Source organism: Ruminococcus sp., assembly GCF_019417665.1.
Classification (GTDB): domain Bacteria; phylum Bacillota; class Clostridia; order Oscillospirales; family Ruminococcaceae; genus Ruminococcus_C.
Map to the genome: position 1 here is coordinate 13,408 of NZ_DXUU01000034.1, position 19,731 is coordinate 33,138.

At 46.5% G+C, this 19,731-nt stretch carries 20 protein-coding genes; 10 read left to right on the forward strand and 10 right to left on the reverse strand.

The features are described from left to right. The first annotated feature begins 78 nt into the window (after positions 1 to 78). The 7 genes from leuB to QZ375_RS09545 all read left to right on the forward strand — a co-directional run bounded on the left by leuB (position 79) and on the right by QZ375_RS09545 (position 5,812). Positions 79 to 1,161: a 3-isopropylmalate dehydrogenase gene (gene leuB / locus QZ375_RS09515; protein WP_295218336.1), complete on the forward strand. Its 1,083-nt coding sequence runs from the start codon at positions 79 to 81 to the stop codon at positions 1,159 to 1,161. A gap of 46 nt (positions 1,162 to 1,207) precedes the next feature. Then, positions 1,208 to 2,395: an ATP-binding protein gene (locus QZ375_RS09520; protein ID WP_295218339.1), complete on the forward strand. Its 1,188-nt coding sequence runs from the start codon at positions 1,208 to 1,210 to the stop codon at positions 2,393 to 2,395. Between the two features lie 28 nt (positions 2,396 to 2,423). Then, positions 2,424 to 3,620, forward strand: coding sequence for a threonine ammonia-lyase (ilvA, locus tag QZ375_RS09525; RefSeq protein WP_295218341.1), 1,197 nt, complete (start codon positions 2,424 to 2,426; stop codon positions 3,618 to 3,620). 64 nt (positions 3,621 to 3,684) lie between these two features. Continuing rightward, complete coding sequence (locus tag QZ375_RS09530; protein WP_295218343.1) at positions 3,685 to 4,062, forward strand: RidA family protein; 378 nt, start codon at positions 3,685 to 3,687, stop codon at positions 4,060 to 4,062. A 246-nt stretch (positions 4,063 to 4,308) separates the two neighbouring features. After that, positions 4,309 to 4,887 (forward strand): hypothetical protein, encoded by a 579-nt coding sequence (locus QZ375_RS09535; protein ID WP_295218345.1) that lies wholly within the window; start codon positions 4,309 to 4,311, stop codon positions 4,885 to 4,887. Between the two features lie 14 nt (positions 4,888 to 4,901). Next, positions 4,902 to 5,117, forward strand: coding sequence for a helix-turn-helix transcriptional regulator (locus QZ375_RS09540; RefSeq protein WP_295218350.1), 216 nt, complete (start codon positions 4,902 to 4,904; stop codon positions 5,115 to 5,117). Positions 5,118 to 5,119: 2 nt separating this feature from the next. After that, entirely contained in the window at positions 5,120 to 5,812 is a 693-nt protein-coding gene (locus QZ375_RS09545; RefSeq protein ID WP_295218352.1) for a type II CAAX endopeptidase family protein, read from the forward strand. Between the two features lie 272 nt (positions 5,813 to 6,084). Here the strand turns inward: QZ375_RS09545 and QZ375_RS09550 are convergent, their stop codons facing one another. Together QZ375_RS09550 and QZ375_RS09555 are read right to left on the reverse strand one after the other, a co-directional pair. Next, complete coding sequence (locus QZ375_RS09550) at positions 6,085 to 7,683, reverse strand: hypothetical protein (RefSeq protein ID WP_295218354.1); 1,599 nt, start codon at positions 7,681 to 7,683, stop codon at positions 6,085 to 6,087. Positions 7,684 to 7,728: 45 nt separating this feature from the next. Continuing rightward, on the reverse strand, positions 7,729 to 9,081 hold the full coding sequence (locus tag QZ375_RS09555; protein WP_295218356.1) for an MATE family efflux transporter: 1,353 nt from the start codon (positions 9,079 to 9,081) through the stop codon (positions 7,729 to 7,731). 348 nt (positions 9,082 to 9,429) lie between these two features. Here QZ375_RS09555 and QZ375_RS09560 point away from each other — a divergent pair, with 348 nt between their 5' ends. Beyond that, positions 9,430 to 9,792, forward strand: coding sequence for a hypothetical protein (locus QZ375_RS09560; RefSeq protein WP_295218358.1), 363 nt, complete (start codon positions 9,430 to 9,432; stop codon positions 9,790 to 9,792). Here the strand turns inward: QZ375_RS09560 and QZ375_RS09565 are convergent. From QZ375_RS09565 to QZ375_RS09595, 7 genes are all read right to left on the reverse strand, one after another. Further along, positions 9,756 to 11,030: a replication-associated recombination protein A gene (locus QZ375_RS09565; RefSeq protein WP_295218360.1), complete on the reverse strand. Its 1,275-nt coding sequence runs from the start codon at positions 11,028 to 11,030 to the stop codon at positions 9,756 to 9,758. The two genes, QZ375_RS09560 and QZ375_RS09565, sit on opposite strands and share 37 nt — an antisense overlap. A 3-nt stretch (positions 11,031 to 11,033) precedes the next feature. After that, complete coding sequence (glyA, locus tag QZ375_RS09570; RefSeq protein WP_295218362.1) at positions 11,034 to 12,290, reverse strand: serine hydroxymethyltransferase; 1,257 nt, start codon at positions 12,288 to 12,290, stop codon at positions 11,034 to 11,036. Positions 12,291 to 12,438: 148 nt separating this feature from the next. Continuing rightward, the gene (hemW, locus tag QZ375_RS09575; RefSeq protein WP_295218364.1) at positions 12,439 to 13,512 is read right to left on the reverse strand and encodes a radical SAM family heme chaperone HemW; all 1,074 of its coding nucleotides are present in this window, start codon (positions 13,510 to 13,512) and stop codon (positions 12,439 to 12,441) included. After that, positions 13,512 to 13,838, reverse strand: coding sequence for a hypothetical protein (locus tag QZ375_RS09580; RefSeq protein ID WP_295218367.1), 327 nt, complete (start codon positions 13,836 to 13,838; stop codon positions 13,512 to 13,514). The genes hemW and QZ375_RS09580 overlap by 1 nt, the downstream gene beginning before the upstream one ends. A gap of 151 nt (positions 13,839 to 13,989) precedes the next feature. After that, complete coding sequence (locus QZ375_RS09585; RefSeq protein WP_295218370.1) at positions 13,990 to 14,766, reverse strand: dockerin type I domain-containing protein; 777 nt, start codon at positions 14,764 to 14,766, stop codon at positions 13,990 to 13,992. Positions 14,767 to 15,495: 729 nt separating this feature from the next. Further along, on the reverse strand, positions 15,496 to 16,503 hold the full coding sequence (locus QZ375_RS09590) for a hypothetical protein (protein ID WP_295218372.1): 1,008 nt from the start codon (positions 16,501 to 16,503) through the stop codon (positions 15,496 to 15,498). Positions 16,504 to 16,523: 20 nt separating this feature from the next. Then, a complete protein-coding gene (locus tag QZ375_RS09595) occupies positions 16,524 to 17,003 on the reverse strand; it encodes a hypothetical protein (RefSeq protein WP_295218375.1) in 480 nt (159 codons plus the stop codon). Between the two features lie 566 nt (positions 17,004 to 17,569). On the opposite strand from QZ375_RS09595, the gene QZ375_RS09600 reads away from it, so the two are divergent. Together QZ375_RS09600 and QZ375_RS09605 are read left to right on the forward strand one after the other, a co-directional pair. After that, positions 17,570 to 18,373, forward strand: coding sequence for a hypothetical protein (locus QZ375_RS09600; protein WP_295218377.1), 804 nt, complete (start codon positions 17,570 to 17,572; stop codon positions 18,371 to 18,373). A gap of 20 nt (positions 18,374 to 18,393) precedes the next feature. Next, positions 18,394 to 19,389 (forward strand): aldo/keto reductase, encoded by a 996-nt coding sequence (locus tag QZ375_RS09605; RefSeq protein WP_295218380.1) that lies wholly within the window; start codon positions 18,394 to 18,396, stop codon positions 19,387 to 19,389. 32 nt (positions 19,390 to 19,421) lie between these two features. Here the strand turns inward: QZ375_RS09605 and QZ375_RS09610 are convergent. After that, positions 19,422 to 19,731: hypothetical protein (locus QZ375_RS09610; RefSeq protein WP_295218382.1), on the reverse strand; the 310-nt coding region annotated here is incomplete at its 5' end.

The window sequence follows — 19,731 nt, forward strand, 5'->3', positions numbered from 1 at the left end:
GATTTGGTGTATAATAAAGAAGTATTTGCGGAACAAACGCTTTTTCTCCGCTAATCTGAACACAAAGGAGCAATTCTCATGAATTATAACATCGCATTACTCCGCGGCGACGGCATCGGCCCGGAGATCGTAGACAGCGCAGTCGCTGTTCTCCAGAAGATCGGCGAAAAGTTCGGCCACACCTTCAACTGCACGCCCTACCTCATCGGCGGCTGTGCCATTGATGCCACAGGTGTACCCCTGCCCCAGGAAACCATTGACGGTTGTCTCGCAAGCGACAGCGTTTTGCTGGGCGCTGTGGGCGGTGCTGTTGGTCACAACAAGTGGGACTCCATGCCGCCTCACCTGCGTCCGGAAAAAGCTCTGCTGGGTATCCGGGAAGCCCTGGGACTGTTCACCAATCTGCGCCCGGCGAAACTGTATCCGGCTCTAAAAGGTGACTGCCCGCTTCGGGAAGATATCGTGGCAAAGGGCTTCGATATCATGATGGTGCGTGAGCTGACCGGCGGTATTTATTTCGGCGAACGCGGCAGACGGGAAGGCAAGTACGGCGAAGAAGCCTACGACACCGAGTGCTACAGCAGAATGGAGATCGAACGCATTGCTCGTGTTGCCTTTGAGACGGCGCAGAAGCGCAATAAGAATGTGATCAGCATCGACAAGGCAAATGTTCTGGAAAGCTCCCGTCTGTGGCGTGAAGTAGTTCACGAGGTTGCAAAGGATTATCCTGATGTTACCCTGACGGATATGCTGGTGGACAATGCGGCAATGCAGCTGGTAAAAAATCCGAGACAGTTCGACGTGGTAGTCACTTCCAACATGTTCGGTGACATTCTGTCCGACGAGGCATCTCAGATCACCGGTTCTATTGGCATGCTGCCGTCTGCTTCGCTGGGGGCTACCAAGCGTGGTATGTACGAACCGATCCATGGCTCCGCACCGGATATCGCCGGACAGAACAAGGCGAACCCCATCGCCACCATTCTCTCTGCGGCTATGATGCTGCGGTATTCCTTTGACCTCATGGACGAGGCACAGGCAATTGAGGACGCTGTGGACGCATATCTGAACGCTGGCTACCGTACTGCTGATCTGGCTGGCGAGGGTGTCACACCACTGTCCTGCACAGAATGCACTGAAAAGATCATTGAACTACTGTAATGTAACGCCATACAGCCAATTCAAAATTACGAAAGAGATGACCCTTATGACCCCTAGAGAAGAAATCGGATATGGTCTGGATGCCCTTGTGATCTTTCGCAGTCTCCAGCACGATCCGGTGATTCGTGCGCTGATGCAGTTCTGCCACACCGACTCCGGCAACACACCAGCACAGATTCGCTTTTACAGTGCCATGACTGCAGCATTGTACGAACAGCAGGACGATTTGACCAGCTATCTGGAACAGATCGTCTTGGAACATGAAAATGTCTATGTACAGCGTGCTGGTGCCGGCGAGCCTGTTTCCCCCAACATGGAGGCTTGTCTCCATACGGAACTGAAACTGCTGGGCAGAATTGCAATGCTCTCCCCGGCACAGATGCAGGCGGAAATGCAGACTAGCATTCCCCTGCCCAGCTGGCAGACTCACAAAACTGATCTGGATGCGATGTACTCCAAGCGTGTGGCAAATATTGAACACCACGGCTATGGCATATATGCACGGCATCATATGTTTACCGTGGGCGCAGGCGGCGAGCTCATTCCAGTACAGTACCCTGATCCCATCTCCCTGGATAACATGGTAGGCTACGAACGGGAGCGTAGCATTGTTGTGGAAAATACAAAAGCGTTGCTGGAAGGAAAATATGCCTCCAATGTGCTCCTCGCCGGAGATGCCGGAACGGGAAAGTCTGCCACAGTCAAAGCCATTGCCAATGCATTCAAGGACGATGGGCTGCGGCTCATTGAATTGAACAAGGATCAGCTGTGCTACATTCCTCAGATCATGGATCATCTGTGCAAAAATCCGCTGAAATTCATCCTGTTCATCGATGACCTGACATTCTCCGAGGACGACCCGAACTTCGGCACACTGAAAGCTACGCTAGAAGGCAGCATTGCCGCACGGATGAAGAACACAGTCATCTATGCCACCAGCAACCGCCGTCATCTGGTAAAGGAAACCTTCGATGATGGCAGCGACAAGCACTCCAACGATACCGTTCAGGAACGCATTTCCCTATCAGAACGGTTCGGCATTACTATTACCTACAGCCGTCCCCAGAAAGATCTGTATCTGGAGATCGTCCACGCACTGGCACAGCAGTCAGGCCTCCGCATGAGCCAGCAGGAACTGGATGCCCGGGCGGAACAGTTCGCACTACAGAAAAGCGGCAGAAGTGCCCGTGCGGCAAGACAGCTGATAGACCAGCTGCTGACGCAGTATAAATGATATTGTAAAATGAAAGGAAGTCTTATCCATGCTGACCCTGGATAAAATCTATCAAGCAAGCCATGTGCTGCGCAGTGTCATCCGTAAAACGGATCTGATCCAAGCGCCGAAGCTTTGCCCAGACAGTGAACTTTATCTAAAAACTGAAAATTTACAGGTCACCGGTTCGTTTAAGGTTCGCGGTGCCTATTATATGATGTCCCAGCTGACGCCGGAGGAAAAGGAACGGGGCGTGATTGCTTGTTCCGCCGGAAACCACGCCCAGGGTGTGGCGCTGGCAGCTTCCAAAAACAACATGAAAGCCCTCATCTGTCTGCCGGACGGTGCACCTATCTCCAAAGTAGAAGCTACCAAGAGCTACGGCGCAGAGGTATGCATGGTCAAGGGTGTTTACGACGATGCATACAACAAGGCTGTGGAACTGCAAAAAGAACACAATTATACCTTTGTACACCCTTTTGACAATGAAAATGTTATTGCCGGTCAGGGTACTATCGGACTGGAGATCCTCGACCAGATGCCGGATGTAGACGCAGTTATTGTACCTATCGGCGGCGGCGGCCTGATTTCCGGCGTGGCATTTGCCATCAAGAATCTGAACCCCAATATCAAAGTATACGGTGTACAAGCAAGCGGTGCGCCCAGCATGTATAAGTCTATCCACGACGACAAGATCACTTGTTTGAATTCCGTTTCCACCATTGCAGACGGCATTGCTGTAAAGGAACCAGGACCTCATACCTTTGAGTATGTAAAGCAGTATGTGGACGAGATCGTCACGGTCACAGATGATGAAATCTCTGCTGCCATCCTGGCGCTCATCGAAAAGCAGAAACTCATTGCCGAGGGTGCTGGTGCGGCGTCCGTAGCGGCGGCAATGTTCCATAAAGTGCCGGTAGAAGGCAAAAAGGTAGTCTGCCTGGTCTCCGGCGGTAACATTGATGTAACCATTCTTTCACGTGTCATCAAGCGCGGTCTGCTCATGTCCGGCAGAACTTGTATGCTGAACATTGAACTTCTGGACAAGCCTGGACAGCTCCGAGATGTTTCTCAGATCATCGCCGATATGGGCGGCAATGTCATTTCCATCCACCACGAGCGTGCCAATGAAGGCAGCGATGTCAATGGATGCTTTCTGCGTATTACTATGGAAACGAGAGACTATGCCCATATCCAAGAGATCCGCAGCGCACTGATGAAAGAGGGATTTCATCTCGTAGACTAACACATACCTCCTCCCTTTTGAAGGAGACTCTCATATTCAATTTCCACGAAAGGAAGTCTTTACTATGGAAATCATTTATACCAAAAATGCACCGGATGCCATCGGCCCCTATTCTCAGGCTGTAAAGATCGGCAATATGCTCTACACTTCCGGTCAGATCGCCATCAATCCAGCAAGTGGTGCCGTAGAAGCTGCTGATATTGTCGGTCAGTCCAAGCAGGTCATGGCAAATCTGAAAGCAGTTCTGGAAGCTGCTGGAACAAGCTTTGACAAGGTTGTCAAGACCACATGCTTCCTCAAAGACGTGGCACGGGATTTCGGCGCATTCAACGAAGTTTATGCAGAAGCTCTGGGCGATGCAAAACCTGCAAGAAGCTGCGTTGGCGTGGCTGATCTGCCAAAGGGCGTTCTGGTTGAAGTTGAGGTCATTGCTGCACTATAATCATTGCAAGGAAACCATTTGCTATATCATACAAATCCTTCCGACTGCTGTACATACAGTTCCGGGAGGATTTTTTATACATTATACCCAAACTCCCTCCTTAAAAGTCTTTCTGTTTATGTAAAACATCACGATTTTATCGTTATACGATAAAATAATATTGAAAAACGATATTAGCTGTGCTATAATAGAATCATCAAATCCGGCTGAATACAAGCCAAATTCTTATTTATGGAGAAATTTCTTATGAAAAACATCAATCGAGTGGTTTCTATCGTTTCAAAGGCTCTGGAAGTCCTGCATTGGGTCGGAGCAGCCAGTATGCTTGTGCTGCTGTTTTGCTCTATCTTTTCAAGAGAATGGATGAGCAGATTTCTCACTGGCAATGTATTCGCAGCAGAATCTGGTGATGTTTCCACCTATGGCTTTTCCCTTTCCCTGTTGAATGCAGACAGCACTGTCAATATGGCATCTCTTCGTATTTTTGCCATCGGGGCATTTTTGACGTTTATACTTATGGCAATGATCTTCCGAAATGTGTACCTGATCGTAAAAACTGCTCACGGAAAATCCTGGTTTTCAAAGGGGTGCACGCCATTTCAAAAGGATATCGTTCGCATGGTACGTGAGATCGGTATTTTTTCCATCGGCATTCCTGTTCTGGGACTAATCTTCACGATTATTGCCCAGTTGGTTTCTGGTGTAGACTATGTAGAAGTCAGCGTCAATTTTAACAGTATTATTATGGGCATTCTCGTTCTCTGTTTGACTCAGGTTTTCGCTTATGGTGAAAAATTGGAAGAAGACACAAAAGGGCTAATTTAAGGAGGCGAACTTCAATGGGACAAATCCTTCTGCGACTGGACCGCATGATGGTCGAACGAAAAATTTCTCTCAACGAACTGGCAGAACGTGTGGGAATTTCCAACGTGAACTTGTCAAAAATCAAAAACAACCACGTTACGGCAATCCGCTTTTCTACCCTTGCTGCAATCTGTGAAGTGCTGGAATGCACACCTGGCGATATTCTGGAATATCAAAAAGAAGAGGTATGATAATGAAAAAGTTTCTTCTATGCGTTCGAGATGTTTTTCTCATTTTACTTTTGACGCTCGTAAGTATGATGGTCGGCGGTATATGGTTGGATTCTTGGGAAATAAACAACATTGCCTTACCCTTACATTATTTTTTTGCGCCAATTATTTACCTCATTTTATTCCTTGTGGGATTTCGATGTATCAAAGGAAAAGTTTTTCATGATTCATTTAGAGCAGTTTCTTTTCCGCCGTCTTTTTCCAAGAGGTATTTTGGGTATGCCTTTGGCTTACTGGTATTATGTTCAGTCGGAGACATATTGGTTGGTGGAAAATTTATATTTCCTAAAATAGATACTTACCTCTTTGTGCAAAATATAGCTTCTTTCTTGGGTACTTTTTTAATCGCTCCATTGATTGAGGAAATTGTATTCCGAGTTGTTATTTTAACGCAAATCGCAAAAAGATATGGTATTTTCACTGGGGTCACCGTTTCCTCTCTTCTTTTCGGAGCAGTCCATCTGATGAATGGCAGACTGGATTTCCTCAGCGCAATTCAGCTTGTCCTCAGTGGAACTCTCATGGGAATCCTTCTTAGTATTATGTATGTATCAGAAAAAACAGTGTGGGCAAGTTTTACAATTCACGCCTTGTATAATGGAATCGGAAGTATTGTTCCTATAGTAACAGCATCCGAAACGATCATCTCAGACTGACCAATCTATTTTGTTTCAAAAAATGACAATCAACTTATTACTGGTGGACAATATGGCATTGATTGCAGTTTATTCCATAACATTGCATACATCATCATAATCATTATCATGTTAGTGTCATTACACAAAAAAGTTCATCTCTACAAAAAGCATGGGAGAATCCCATTCACAATAATATCTAAAAATGGATTCCATTACATACAGCCCCACAATACAAAAAAACGCAGGCATGTCACTTCACACGCCTGCGTTTTTCTTTTAGGCTCTAAAAATTACTTCATGTACTTATCCCATGAAACACTGCCGCCGACAGATGCGGTTGCATAGTACATCAAAATGTGATATGCATCATCACCATTTATCATGCAGGAATCAGTTGCTCCTGTCTTAGAGCATGTGTCAATATCCGCAAGGAAGAAGGTCAGATCTTCCATATGAGGATCTGTGGAAGTGCCGCTATACAGTTTTGCGTCAGAACCGACTGATTTTTTTGCATAGTAGAGCAGCGCCTCATAGGCATCGGACGCATCTACATTACCATCGTAGTTGATGTCGCCTTTCTTGCCGATCATAATTTTCTGGGTGACAGATTCACCTGTCTCCTTCCAGGTTAGTATAGAACCGTTGAAATAAAGCGGTGCATTGGAAGAAGAATAATAACCGTTCTCCGCCTGACTGGCAAAAAGCTGTTTCGGTGTCGCACTATAACAGTCCACCAGACGAGTGATGTCCACATTTTCTTCGGTTCTCTGTGCACCGGTTGTCTCATCAATTTCCGAATAGGTCAGATCAGCGAGAATGGAATCAGAAAAGTCTGTTGCCCGAATGGTATGTGCATCGTGAGAAGCATAAAGTGCCGCTTCATCCTGTTCTGTGCTGGTGACACTTGCACTCTCTACACCTACAGCAATAGATGTTCCCAGTTTTTCCAGAGGATAATTTTTCTGCGTAGCGCTGGTCAGCTGACAGGGGATACCAGTCGTGGGATCTACCACATCAATAAAATCAATGTTATAAACGCCGCAGGGTGTGCCCTGTTCAATGACAACGTCCACCTGAAACAGCGGAAATTCATCAGAAGTATCGCCGAAGAAAGATGCACCGCTGGAAAGCTGTGATGTACCGGCAAGCCACAATACGCTATTGCAGGAGTCGGGAATCAGCGAACCCTCCGGCAATGTTGCATCATACCGTGGAATCGTTGCAGATATTTGCATCGTCAGAAAGCTCTTCTGATCGATATAATCAAAAGAATAAGTACCGCTGCCGTCTGCATTCTGTGTAACTGTACACACAAAAGTATTGCTGACTTTTCCCTTTTCTTCGTCTCGCTCCAGAATACCATCGCCGTCCTTGTCAATTCCTTCATAATAGGAAGCGTTGAATTTTACGCTGCCATCTCCGGTACTGTACAGCGTAGAACCAAAAATAGGATCACATGCAAATTCCCGGGTGGAAAAAGTAGGGCTGCCGCTGGAATAGCGGTCATTTCTCAGCGAACCAAAGCAGTACGGCACCAGACTGGTAGTAAAACTGCCTCGGCTGCTCTCATAAGTCTTTTCCTCGTCCAGACGGCTGCCGTTATCGCCAGTCACCATATTCTGAAAATACACATGGCTGCTGTCGCTGTCGAATTTCACGGTAGCTGCCCCGAAAGTATTGGCAGTACTTCCAGTGACGTAAACAGAAGCGGTAATGACAACATCACCGTTTGCCACTTCTTCTGCGGAAACAAAATTTCGATCCGGCACAAATCGCAAAGTGTATGGCAGTGTGTCCATTGTGCCAGCAGCAGAAGCTGTCAGCGACTGCGGCAGAAGCATTGCTGCGGTAAGTGCAAATGCACTCACCATAGAAATTATTTTTTTCATAACTGTTATCCTTTCTTAAGCTTAAGGAGGAGAATGACAAATCGGTTATGCCGGATTCACCGGAACCAGCCGACGTTTTAATTTACGCATATCCAAAAAGTACACAGAGATCAGCAGCACATCTGCAAAGACCCACGCCACCGGGCTTGCCATTGCTGCTGCGGTATAACCAAATACCGGTACAAATAAGAAGCATACCAGTGCACGTGCTGCCAGTTCGCTGACGCCTGCCATCATGGGCATCAAGCTGTATCCCATACCCTGGAGAGAATTCCGCAGGATGAAGAGCAGCCCCAACACCGGGAAGAAAATGGCATTTATACGCATATACCGCACTGCCAGCGCAATGACTTCTGTTTCTGACGGATCGAGAAACAGATATGCTGTATACTTTCCAAGAAAGCAAAGAAACAAAATGGAGAAAACACAGTACACCATAGAAACACGCAAACTGATACGAATACCATCCCGGATGCGATAGAACTGACCGGCACCGAGATTCTGACCGCAATATGTCGCCATAGTGATGCCTAAAGATTCCAGCGGACCCATCACAATAGAGGCGATCTTCTGCGCTGCTGTAACGCTGGTAACTGCAACAGAACCCAGTGTATTTACGGAAGTTTGCAGAATAATGGAGCCAATGGCAGTGATGGAAAACTGCAGCGCCATGGGCAGACCGATGGAAAGCAGCCGCACGCAGCGCTTCAGTTCCACCTTCATTTCGCCATGTTGAAAACGCATGACTTCAAATTTCCGGTACAGATAAAACAGACAAAGGATACCCGAAACACCCTGAGAAATGACCGTTGCATAGCCTGCGCCAGCAACGCCGGTCTTCAGAACGATCAGGAAAATCAGATCCAAAATGATATTCAGAATAGACGCCACTGCCAAAAACAAAATAGGAGACTTGCTGTCACCCACTGCCCGCAGCATTGCCGCCAGCAGATTGTAGATCACTGAGGTGATAATACCGCCAAAGATCACAATGATATAATCATAGGCGTACTGGTATATATCAGATGGTGTTTTCATCCAGTGGAGAATGGCACCTGTGGCGAACATCGTCACTATCGTAAGCAACACTGCAATGATACCGCTCAGATAATAAGCATTTGCAATATACTTGCGCATACTCCTGTGGTCACCAGCACCGAATGCCTGTGCCACCGGAATGGAGAGACCAGTACAAATCCCCGTGGCAAAACCCACCACAAGAAAGCTGATGGCACCAGTTGCACCGACACCTGCCAGTGCATCGGAACCCAGATAACGTCCGACAATTACCGTATCCACCATACTGTACAGCTGCTGTAAAATGTTTCCAAATACCATAGGGCCGCAGAACCGCAGAATCAGACCAAGAGGGCTGCCCACTGTCATATCCTTTGTCATAGAGAAACTCCTTTCGAAGCGTATCCGTGGGGGCTTCTCTGTCCGTCAGCGGCGTACGTTTCACTGAAATTCATGTTTCTCTATTATAGCAACATCCTATGGTTTCGTCTAGTCGCATTTCCGCCAAAGATTTCTGTATGAAACTACTACAGAATCGGCAAAATCACAAGAGTCTTGTCGTTTTTTAACGTATTACGGCACATTTATGACGCAGATTCCCTTCTTCGTGGAAAAGCATGGAATCCAGACAAAATACGTGGTTTTTCAGCCTTTTCATTTTGCTGAAAATGTGCTATGCTTATCTTATCCCATCGAAACAAATAGAAGAATTTATGAAAAGGGGTCTCAATGATGATGCAAGCAAAACGACAACAATCCCACCATCCAACAAACGCCATCGTATACATGGAAGTCTATGGCAGCAACCGTGTGATCTACCGTGTCACTGCCGGAAGTGTTGTACAGGGAAAGACAGAAACACCAACATATGGTGTTACATTGGAGGACATGCGCAGCGGCGAGATTCATAGTATCGCTGACTTTTCCGAAGACCTGGAGCAGACCATTGTCTTTGCAAACGATCTGGTCGGCCGAGAAATACGTCCCTCCGGGTTATACGATGTGGCACTGGAATACTTGTGTGCCAACCTGATGCGCCAGACTGCACCCTCCCATCAGGTCTCATCCTCCCGTAAAATCTTTTCCCGATAAGCCGCAGCAGCCTGTTCCTGCCGATTATCCCCGAAGGTATAGTAGACTTTATCTTTCAGGACATCCGGCAGATACTGCTGCTTGACATAGTGATTGGGATAGTCATGGGGATAGCGATAGTGCTGTCCACGTACAGACGCTTCAGCACCATCGAAGTGTTTATTTTGCAAATGTCTGGGGAAATCTGGTGCACCGTATTCTTCCACATCCGCCATCGCCCGATCCATTGCTTCGTAGGCACTGTTAGACTTTGGCGACGTGGCAAGGAGTACAACGGCCTCCCCAATAGGAATACGAGCTTCGGGCAGCCCTAGCTGCAAAGCGCTGTCCACACAAGCTTTTGTAATAACGATTGCCTGAGGATAAGCAAGACCCACATCCTCAGCGGCAATGACAAGAAGCCGCCGACAGACCGACAGCAAGTCATCTGCTTTCAAAAGCCGTGCCGCATAGTGCAGAGCAGCATTTTCATCAGAGCCACGGATGGATTTTTGCAGTGCAGACAACAAATCATAGTGCTGATCATTGTCCCTGTCATAGCGCATATTGCTGCGTTGAGTCAGTTCCTTTGCCAGTTCCTCAGAAATCACAATTCCGCTGTCTGTATGTTCTCCGGAAAGCACAATGAGTTCCACGGTGTTCATAGCTTTACGCACGTCACCGCCGCAGCCGCATGCGATCCAGCCACAGACACCCTCTGCCAAGTGAATCTCTTCCTCCAGCTGCTCTTCCATACAGTGAAAGCCTCTCGCCACAGCACGTTCCAATTCTTCCGGCGGCACTGGCTTGAACTCAAACACCGTTGAACGGCTAATGAGTGCATTATACACCGCAAAATAAGGATTTTCTGTGGTGGATGCAATAAGGGTAATTTGCCCGTTTTCCATATATTCCAGCAGAAGCTGCTGCTGCTTTTTGTTGAAATACTGAATTTCGTCCAAATAGAGCAATATGCCATTCATGCCGGAAAAGGTCCCCACCTCTGCCACTACATCACGAATATCTGCCGTAGAAGCGGATGTTCCGTTGAGCTTATGAAGCGTCATGGAAGTGCTGTCTGCAATGATCCTGGCAACGGTGGTTTTCCCCACGCCGGAGGGCCCGTAAAAGATCATATTGGGCACTTTTCCGCTTTCGATGATCCGCCGCAGGGGTTTCCCAGGTGCTAACAGCTGGCGCTGTCCGACAACATCATCCAGCGTATGGGGACGAATGGCATCGGCAAGAGGTGTATGCATCGCTTACTGATACAGCGGATATTTCTCGCACAGTGCATTGACGCTTGCACGAATCTCGTCCGCCTTGTTCTCAAAATCAGAAGCAGCCAGATACATTGCTTCAGCGATCACTTCCATATCAGCCGGCTTCAGACCACGAGTGGTAACTGCCGGTGTACCCACACGGATACCGCTGGTAACAAAAGGCTTCTGAGGATCGTTGGGGATAGCATTCTTATTGACAGTGATGAACACTTCGTCCAGACGGTGCTCAAATTCCTTACCGGTCAGATCGCCGAACGGACGCAGATCTACCAGCATGAGGTGGTTGTCCGTACCGCCGGAAACAAGACGGAAACCACGCTTTACCAAGCCGTCTGCCAGTGCAGCAGCGTTGGCAACAACGGTTTCACCATAGGTCTTGAACTCCGGCTTCAGAGCCTCGCCGAAGCAGACTGCCTTTGCAGCAATGACGTGCATCAACGGGCCGCCCTGTGTGCCTGGGAACACTGCCTTGTTGATCTTCTTTGCCAGTTCTTCGTCATTGGTCAGGATCAGACCGCCTCTCGGACCACGGAGAGTCTTATGGGTGGTGGTAGTCGTAATGTCCGCATAGGGAACAGGAGAGGGATGTACACCAGCTGCAACCAGACCAGCAATGTGTGCCATATCTACCATAAGATAAGCACCCACAGACTTTGCGATCTTAGACAAACGCTCAAAATCAATGATACGAGGATATGCACTTGCGCCGGCAACGATCAGCTTCGGCTTTACTTCCTCAGCCAGAGCCTGTGCTCTGTCGTAGTCGATGAACTCATCGTCACCCAGTTCATAGGGAACGAAGTTAAAATACTTACCGGAAATGTTCACGGGAGAACCATGGGTCAGGTGACCGCCGTGCGCCAGGCTCATGCCCATAACCGTATCGCCCGGCTGGAGCAGTGCAAAGTATACAGCGGTATTTGCCTGTGCGCCTGAGTGGGGCTGTACATTGGCGAAGTTTGCACCGAACAGCTTCTTGGCACGTTCAATGGCAATTTCCTCTACCACGTCCACATACTCACAGCCGCCGTAATACCGCTTGTGCGGCAGACCTTCAGCGTACTTATTGGTGAGTACAGAACCCATCGCTGCCATAACTGCCGGAGAGACCAAGTTTTCGCTGGCAATCAGCTCCAGATTGCGGCGCTGACGTCCCAGTTCTTCCTGCATCACTGCACCAATCTCCGGGTCAGCCTGTGAAACAAATCCAATGGTGTCCATCATATTCTGATACATAATCGTAAAAACTCCTTTTCAAATTAATATACACTTTTATTATACTATATTTTTCGGGGAATTACAAGCTTTTTTGGAAAAATTCTATGGAGAGATTTCTGGAAAGCAAAACGGGCGAACAAAGTTCGCCCCTACTATACCGCAAACGCTATAGTAACTCCGCCAGAATCGTATTGGACACCAGAAATCCTTTCGGTGTAAAAGCAATACGGTTTCCCCTTTTTCTCAGAAAGCCCGCCTGGCAGAATCGTTCTACCAATGGCATTTTCTCCTCCAGCCATACTGCCGGAACACCCTCTGTCAGACGCATCCCCAGCATGATCTGTTCCTCCCGGGTACAAGGCTCGGCATCTTCCAGTTCTGTCTCCTGCACGGGTGCCTGCAAAAATATCTCTACCGACGGTGGCACGGCAAATCTGGCACCATTCCAGCAGGAATGCGCCGAGGGGCCGATGCCCAGATAAGGTTCACAATGCCAGTATTTGCAGTTATGCCGGCTCTCAAAGCCAGGTTTTGCAAAGTTGGAGATCTCGTACTGCAAAAAGCCTGCCTGCTCCAGCTGCGCCACGGTTTGCAGATAGAGATCCGCTGCCATGTCCTCATCAGGACAGCTTTCTGCCACGTGCTGCAAGGCAAAGGGTGTGCCCGGTTCTACCTTTAATAAATATGCCGACACATGGACAATTGGCAATGCCGTTAACTGTTGGATCGTCTGTTCCAACTCCGCCGCCGTCTGTCCCGGCAGCGCCAGCATCAGGTCACAAGAAATATTTTCGAATCCCACTGCCACCGCTAATTCCACCGTTTCTATGGCTTCTTGCGCCGTATGCAGCCGTCCCAATCGCTGTAATTGCCCGGCATCCAAAGACTGCACCCCCAGAGAAAGACGATTGACGCCCTGCCTCCGCAGCTGTTGCAGCTGTTCCCGTGTGACTGTGGCAGGATTTGCCTCCAGTGTCACTTCGGCATGTGCAGACAGAGAAAACTGTTCTGCTGCCGTATCCAGAATACGCCCGATCTGTTCCGAGGACAACAGCGACGGTGTACCGCCGCCGAAATATACCGTATCCATGGCAGCATCCGTCCCATAAGCCCGCAGATTGCGGCAGACAGCTTCAGTATAGGTTTCCAGCAGCTCTGGTTTTGCCGGCACGGAATAAAAATTACAATAGGGACATTTCCGTACACAAAAAGGCACATGCACATACAATCCAGCTTGCATCAGCTCTGCACGTCATTTCGAATGGGTTTCACCAGCGGTCCGAAAAAGGCATCAAAAAGCCGTGAAAGCACATAAGCTACCGCAACCGCACCCAGCATAAAAGCATAGTCCCAGACAGAATTCCCTTTAAAATAAATATACAGCACAATGATCAGGGCAGCAATGTACACCACCGCAGAAAAAACCATTGAGGCAGTTCCGTTGACACAGTGCTGACCGCAATTCAAACAGACCTTTCCCTTGGTATGCAGTCCCCCGGCAAATGCTTTTTTCCAGGGATTAAAAGACTTTGCACCGCAATGCGGACAAGTATAAATGGACTTCATGAAAAATCCTCCTTTGATCAGATTCATTTTTGTTCATTATACCGGATTCTCACGGGAATGTCAAGACTGCGAGACACAGAAACGCCGGCATCCAAAGACACCGGCGTCTGTTATATCATTGTACAAATGTCCTGCAATGTAGCGAATTGATTCATTCTTCTATATACGTCATTTCTTGTTGATAAGCCGCAGCCCAATCTGCATCCAAATCGTAGCGGCCTTCTTCAAAATACTTATCTTTCCCCACTTGTGTTCTTGCAAAAGAAACAAGAGCGGCATAGGCGTCATCACCATCCACTTCTCCATCTCCATTACAATCAATGAGATTGTAATTTAGTTCGCTGATGGAATCAGTATCGCTATCGAAATGTGTCATATTCCAGAAATCCGGATCTTCTTCCTTGTCGATCTCATCTATTGCAACTGTTGTATATCCTTGCGAGGTATAAAATTCCAGATACTTCTGCGATACATACTCTGCACTTCCATACATAAAGAAGCCGTTGGCAAGCTCGGGATGCGATTTTGGCGCATCTTCCTTTACCACCTCAATCGGATCTCCTACTGACTTTCTTGCATAATAGCAAAGTGCCATGTATGCAGCATCACAACCTATGCTGATCGATCCACCAGTCTTATACAGGTCATGAATCTCATAAACCTCATTTTCATGAATCCATTCCAGGTCAGTCTGGTCTACTGTACCATCCTCATTGACATCAGCAAGTTTCATCTGTTCTTCTGTCAGCATATCTGGATCAATATTTAGCATCCGGGAAATCATGGCAGAATCGTGACCAGTAATGATCCCATCCATATCCACATCGCCCAGTGCAAACTCCCCTTCCGCACTGACAGCAGACATCGGCAGTGCAGCCATTGCCATGACTGCGGCAGTCAAAAATGAGAATACCTTTCTTTTCTTCATAAGAATTCCTCCTTTAAGTTCTGACAATTGTTGCAGGACACAATGTACCAATATAAGCATTTGCGCTTGCACTGCCAACAGAACTATGCGCATAATAATTCAGAATCTCATTTGCATCTGTTTGATCAATCGTCTCTGTTCGGTTCACATCAGCAACAGCGGCACAAACCAAATTTGGAAATTCTCTGCTCCAATCACTATTGCTTTTTTCGAGTTCACTATCTAAAAAAATAGTGTCAACATAGTTCTTTTGCTTTTTTTCTTCGCCTTATCAACAATTCTTAATACATCATAAGCATCATCTGCATCAATATCTTGTATCTAACAGTTTAAATTAAAATGTAAATAGATGTTTACTCAGCTTTTTATATTTTCATTTTATCACTTCTCAAGGGAATTGTCAACTGTATTTTAAATAAACGTCAAAAATTAAAGTCGGATAGGAAGTTAAACAAAGCATTTGGCAACCCAGACAATAATAATAAAAGTGAATATTTACCTTTGACATTTTTTGCAAATGCCAATCTTCTTTTTTGATCAATCAATCCCAAAAACAGAAGAAACAGAAAGATATTATGAAAAATTTTCCTTTGATCAGATTCATTTTTGTTCATTATACCGGATTCTCACAGGAATGTCAAGGCTGCGAAACACAGAAACGCCGGCATCCGAAGACACCGGCGTCTGTTATATCATGTACAATTATCAATAAAATTAACGTCACAGAAATTAATACTGTGCTACTTCTGTATACCCAGTTATCATATTTTCTGAAAAGGCTGTAACTGTTTCAGCTTCATCTTCGAATTGCACATCTTCAGTATACAAATAATCGCTTATTTCTCCATCGCAATCATAGCCGATATACTGCAAAAGCACTCCAGTATTACAGTCTACAAGAAACTCAAATGTCTCCACATTCAATTTGTTTCCATAATCTTCAGTTGTATGTCCATTAATGTGATAACAGTTTCTTCCGTTCAGATTTTCAATACCATCTATCTCCCAAAGAGACTGTTCCGTCAGAAATCCGAACGCCATTTCTTGAGGGAAAAGACACAAACTTGCATCCGGTAAATTTGTCGGATTGGTACGATATTGATAGCAGGGTTCTCCATCCTCTGCTACTGAAATTCTTTCGCTATTCTCAATTGCACAAGCAGATTCTAAAGAAATTGCGTTGAATGATTCGTCTTGAAATGTTTCATCTTGATTGTCTGCTACAATCATCGCCCTATCACTGCAATATATTTCTTTATCCCAAATCATTTCGTCTGTGCTAAAGAGAGACACTTCCTCTGTCACATTTGTAAGAGTACATGTCATATCACCATTGGAATAAAACTGCGTATAATGTTCGTATGCACTCATATTTGAGAGAACACATTGGAACTGCACAGAATTAATAATACGCATATCATCTCCACATGAAAAATAAACTGTACCAGAAATGCTATCATAATAATCAATGCTATTCAGCATCATGTAGTAAATTTCATCTTTTGTTGCAATTTCTGGTGCAGTCGCTATTTTCAAAGAACGGAAAGAAGTTTCATTATTCTGAGCATCGTCATCACAAACGCCTTCTTCTTGGAATGAAATTGAAGCCTGTGATTCTGATTTTTCATCTGGTTCAGAAAGCAAACCAGAATGATAAGCACTTACCAAGGTGGTTCCAGTAATCGCCAGGCAACAACCTAGTGAAATTGTAATTGCAGAAATAATTTTTCTTTTCATAATAAAGCCCTCTCCTTCTCTTAGCTGACAAGCATGGTCACTTTTAAGCCATCTGCCCCAGTTTGTTTTCCACTTGCACCAGACGGATTTACTTCCGCTGTAGAAGAAGAAAAACCACTCGTACCACTTGCAGGAGGAATTGATACTCTCGAAATACCGGACCATCCTCCTGGTGCTTTTTCCTGGTTAATAAATCCAATCCGAAGACTAATATTAGGAGAATACTCTACGTAATATGCAGCAGTATCAGTAAAACTTGCGTGATTTAAATACGCCTGAACCTTAATTGTACAAGTGCTTCCACTTGATGACATTGTTGGATAATCCCAGCAATATCTTGGTGATGAAACGCTAGTGGAGCTCAACCTAGCATCTCCATTATACAAAGAACTTGCTTTAATGTATGTAAATCCATAATTATAATTTCCGTAACCAGACGCAATCGAATCGTTATCAATTGTTCGAGTGGATGAATATGCACTCGCCGACATCGTAGGCATCGCACTAGCCACTCCTGCAATTATCGCCATCGAAGAAATACCAGCGATAATTTTTTTAAAACATTTTTCATCTGGACATCGTTCCTTTCATATCCAATAATTTGAATCGAATTAAAATACGAAAGCGTACTCACTCAACTCTTTATATTTTTATATTATCACTTTTCCAGAGAATTGTCAACTACATTTTAAATAAACATTAAAAATAAAGTTAGATGGAAAGTGAAGCAAAGCATTTGATAGATCGGACAATAATAATAAAAGTGAGTACTTGCTTTTGACTTTTTTCGACATTTTTCATAAATGCCAATTTTCTTTTTTATATCAAAAGTGCAGCAGTTCTTTTTTGATCAATCAATTCCAAAAACAGAAGAAACAGAAAGATATTATGACCCCCATTTGGTAATGTCCGAATTTTTGGGCGAACACAGTTTGCCCCTACTTTTATCCCACTATCATAAAATTGTTCTGTGCAGCCATAAAACATCCGCCCTTGACATTTTCCCCAAAAATAAGTATAATAAAAAGCAAATCAAGCGAAAGCTGTATTATTGGAGGGAAACACCATGAATAAGACAATGCACCATACAGCGCTGGCAATTGCTGCTGCCATGGTCACTGGCTCAGTGCTGCCGTCGGCAGTATGGGCAGAAGATACAGAAACTGTCATCCCCATTGCGCCAAGTGAATATCTAAGCGACACCGCCGGCACACTGAACGTCACCGTACAAGGTGACCGTGCGATTCGTGTGAAAATCGAAAAGCAGACCCTGGACGGCACGATTCCCTATTACAGCACATTGCTGGAAGAGGAGGGTACATACGCTTTTTCTCTGGACAGCTGCGAATATAATCCAGACACGGCAGCATATGATTCCTCTTTTACCATCACGGTACTGGACGAAAAAGACACCGGCTGCGCCTACACTCTGACGGAACAGCTGGTTCCCGACCCAGGATTTTCTCTGGACATTTCCAAAACGCAGTACGACTGGAATATCACTTCCACGGCAACTGCCGTACGGACGGTAACTGGGGTTGCTACACCCACTTCGATAGTTGACGGAGTATGGTACGGTGCAGTGGACATTTCTTTGGAATATATCCCCTATACCCTAGGCGATATCAACAATGATACCAAAATTAATGCAGATGATGCATACCTGGCATTGATGTACTATGCAAAGGCATCTGTAGGACAGGGTGCAAAATTCACAGACGGCACTTCACTTCTGGCGGAAAACGCTGCCTTTTCTGCGGCAGATACCACGAAGGATCTCCAGATCGACGCCGATGATGCTTACCGCATCCTGCTATATTATGCTATGACATCTGTGGGCGGTACACCATCTTGGGAAACGTTACAATAATTTAAAAGGTCGTGATATATATGACATATAACCCTAACCCAACACGCTATGACACCATGGAATACCGCCGCTGCGGAAAAAGCGGTCTGAAGCTGCCTTTGCTGTCCCTGGGACTATGGCACAATTTCGGCGACACCAACAGCCTGGATCGTATGGAAATCCTCTGCCGCACTGCTTTCGACAATGGTATCACCCATTTTGACTTGGCGAACAATTACGGTCCACCGGCAGGTGCTGCGGAACGCAATTTTGGACAGATCCTGAAAACCACCTTTGCCGGCTATCGGGACGAGCTAGTCATCAGCACCAAAGCAGGCTATGATATGTGGCAAGGACCCTATGGCAACTTCGGCAGCCGGAAATATCTGCTGGCAAGTCTGGATCAGAGCTTGCAGCGGCTTGGGCTGGACTATGTGGACATCTTCTACCACCATCGTCCTGACCCAGAGACACCTCTGGAGGAAACCATGGGCGCACTGGCACAGGCAGTTCAAAGCGGAAAGGCACTCTACGTCGGACTCTCCAACTACGACGGTGAGACCATGCGCCGTGCTGCTGCCATTCTAAAAGAACTGCACTGTCCGTTCATCATCAACCAAAACCGCTATTCCATGCTGGATCGTACTGTGGAACAAAACGGACTCTTGGATGCCTGTACAGATCTGGAAAAAGGACTTATTATTTACAGTCCACTGGAACAGGGCTTGCTGACTGACCGCTATCTCCACGGCGTGATCCCTGAAGACAGCCGCATCCGAACAGACGGACGGTTTCTCAGTGAAAAGCAGCTGACACCAGAACGACTGGCGCAGCTGAAACAGCTTCAGGAAATCGCAGCAGCACGAGGACAGAGCCTGGCACAGTTGGCACTTGGCTGGATCCTGCGGCAAAAAGCTGTGACAACTGTACTAGTGGGTGCATCCCGACCGGAACAGCTTCTGGACAGCCTGCAGATCGTGGGACAAAGTCCGCTGACAGAGGATGAATTGAAGGCGATTGAGCTGGTGCTGGGCTGATTTTGATGCAAGTACATTGTCTTAGCCAAAATTCATTTCTCTACCATCTCAAAAAAGGTTGCACGGCAAGCTGGTCCAGCTGAGCACAGCTGGCGCAGATCCAGGGCTGCGGAAGCCCTGGTCGCCGTCCGCAGACGGCGAAACACCCCGGCGCATTCTTTTGCGCTGTGGAGAGGGTGGTGAGAAAAAGCGGCAGCTTTTTCGAGGCGGGGCGAACAAGACAATGTCATTAACTTAACATCTAGCCAAGCGAGCCAAAATCTGCTAAAATAAAGAAGGGTGAAGATAATGAAAGCAGAAACAAGGTTCATACGGCAAATACAAAAGATGGCAAGTGATGTG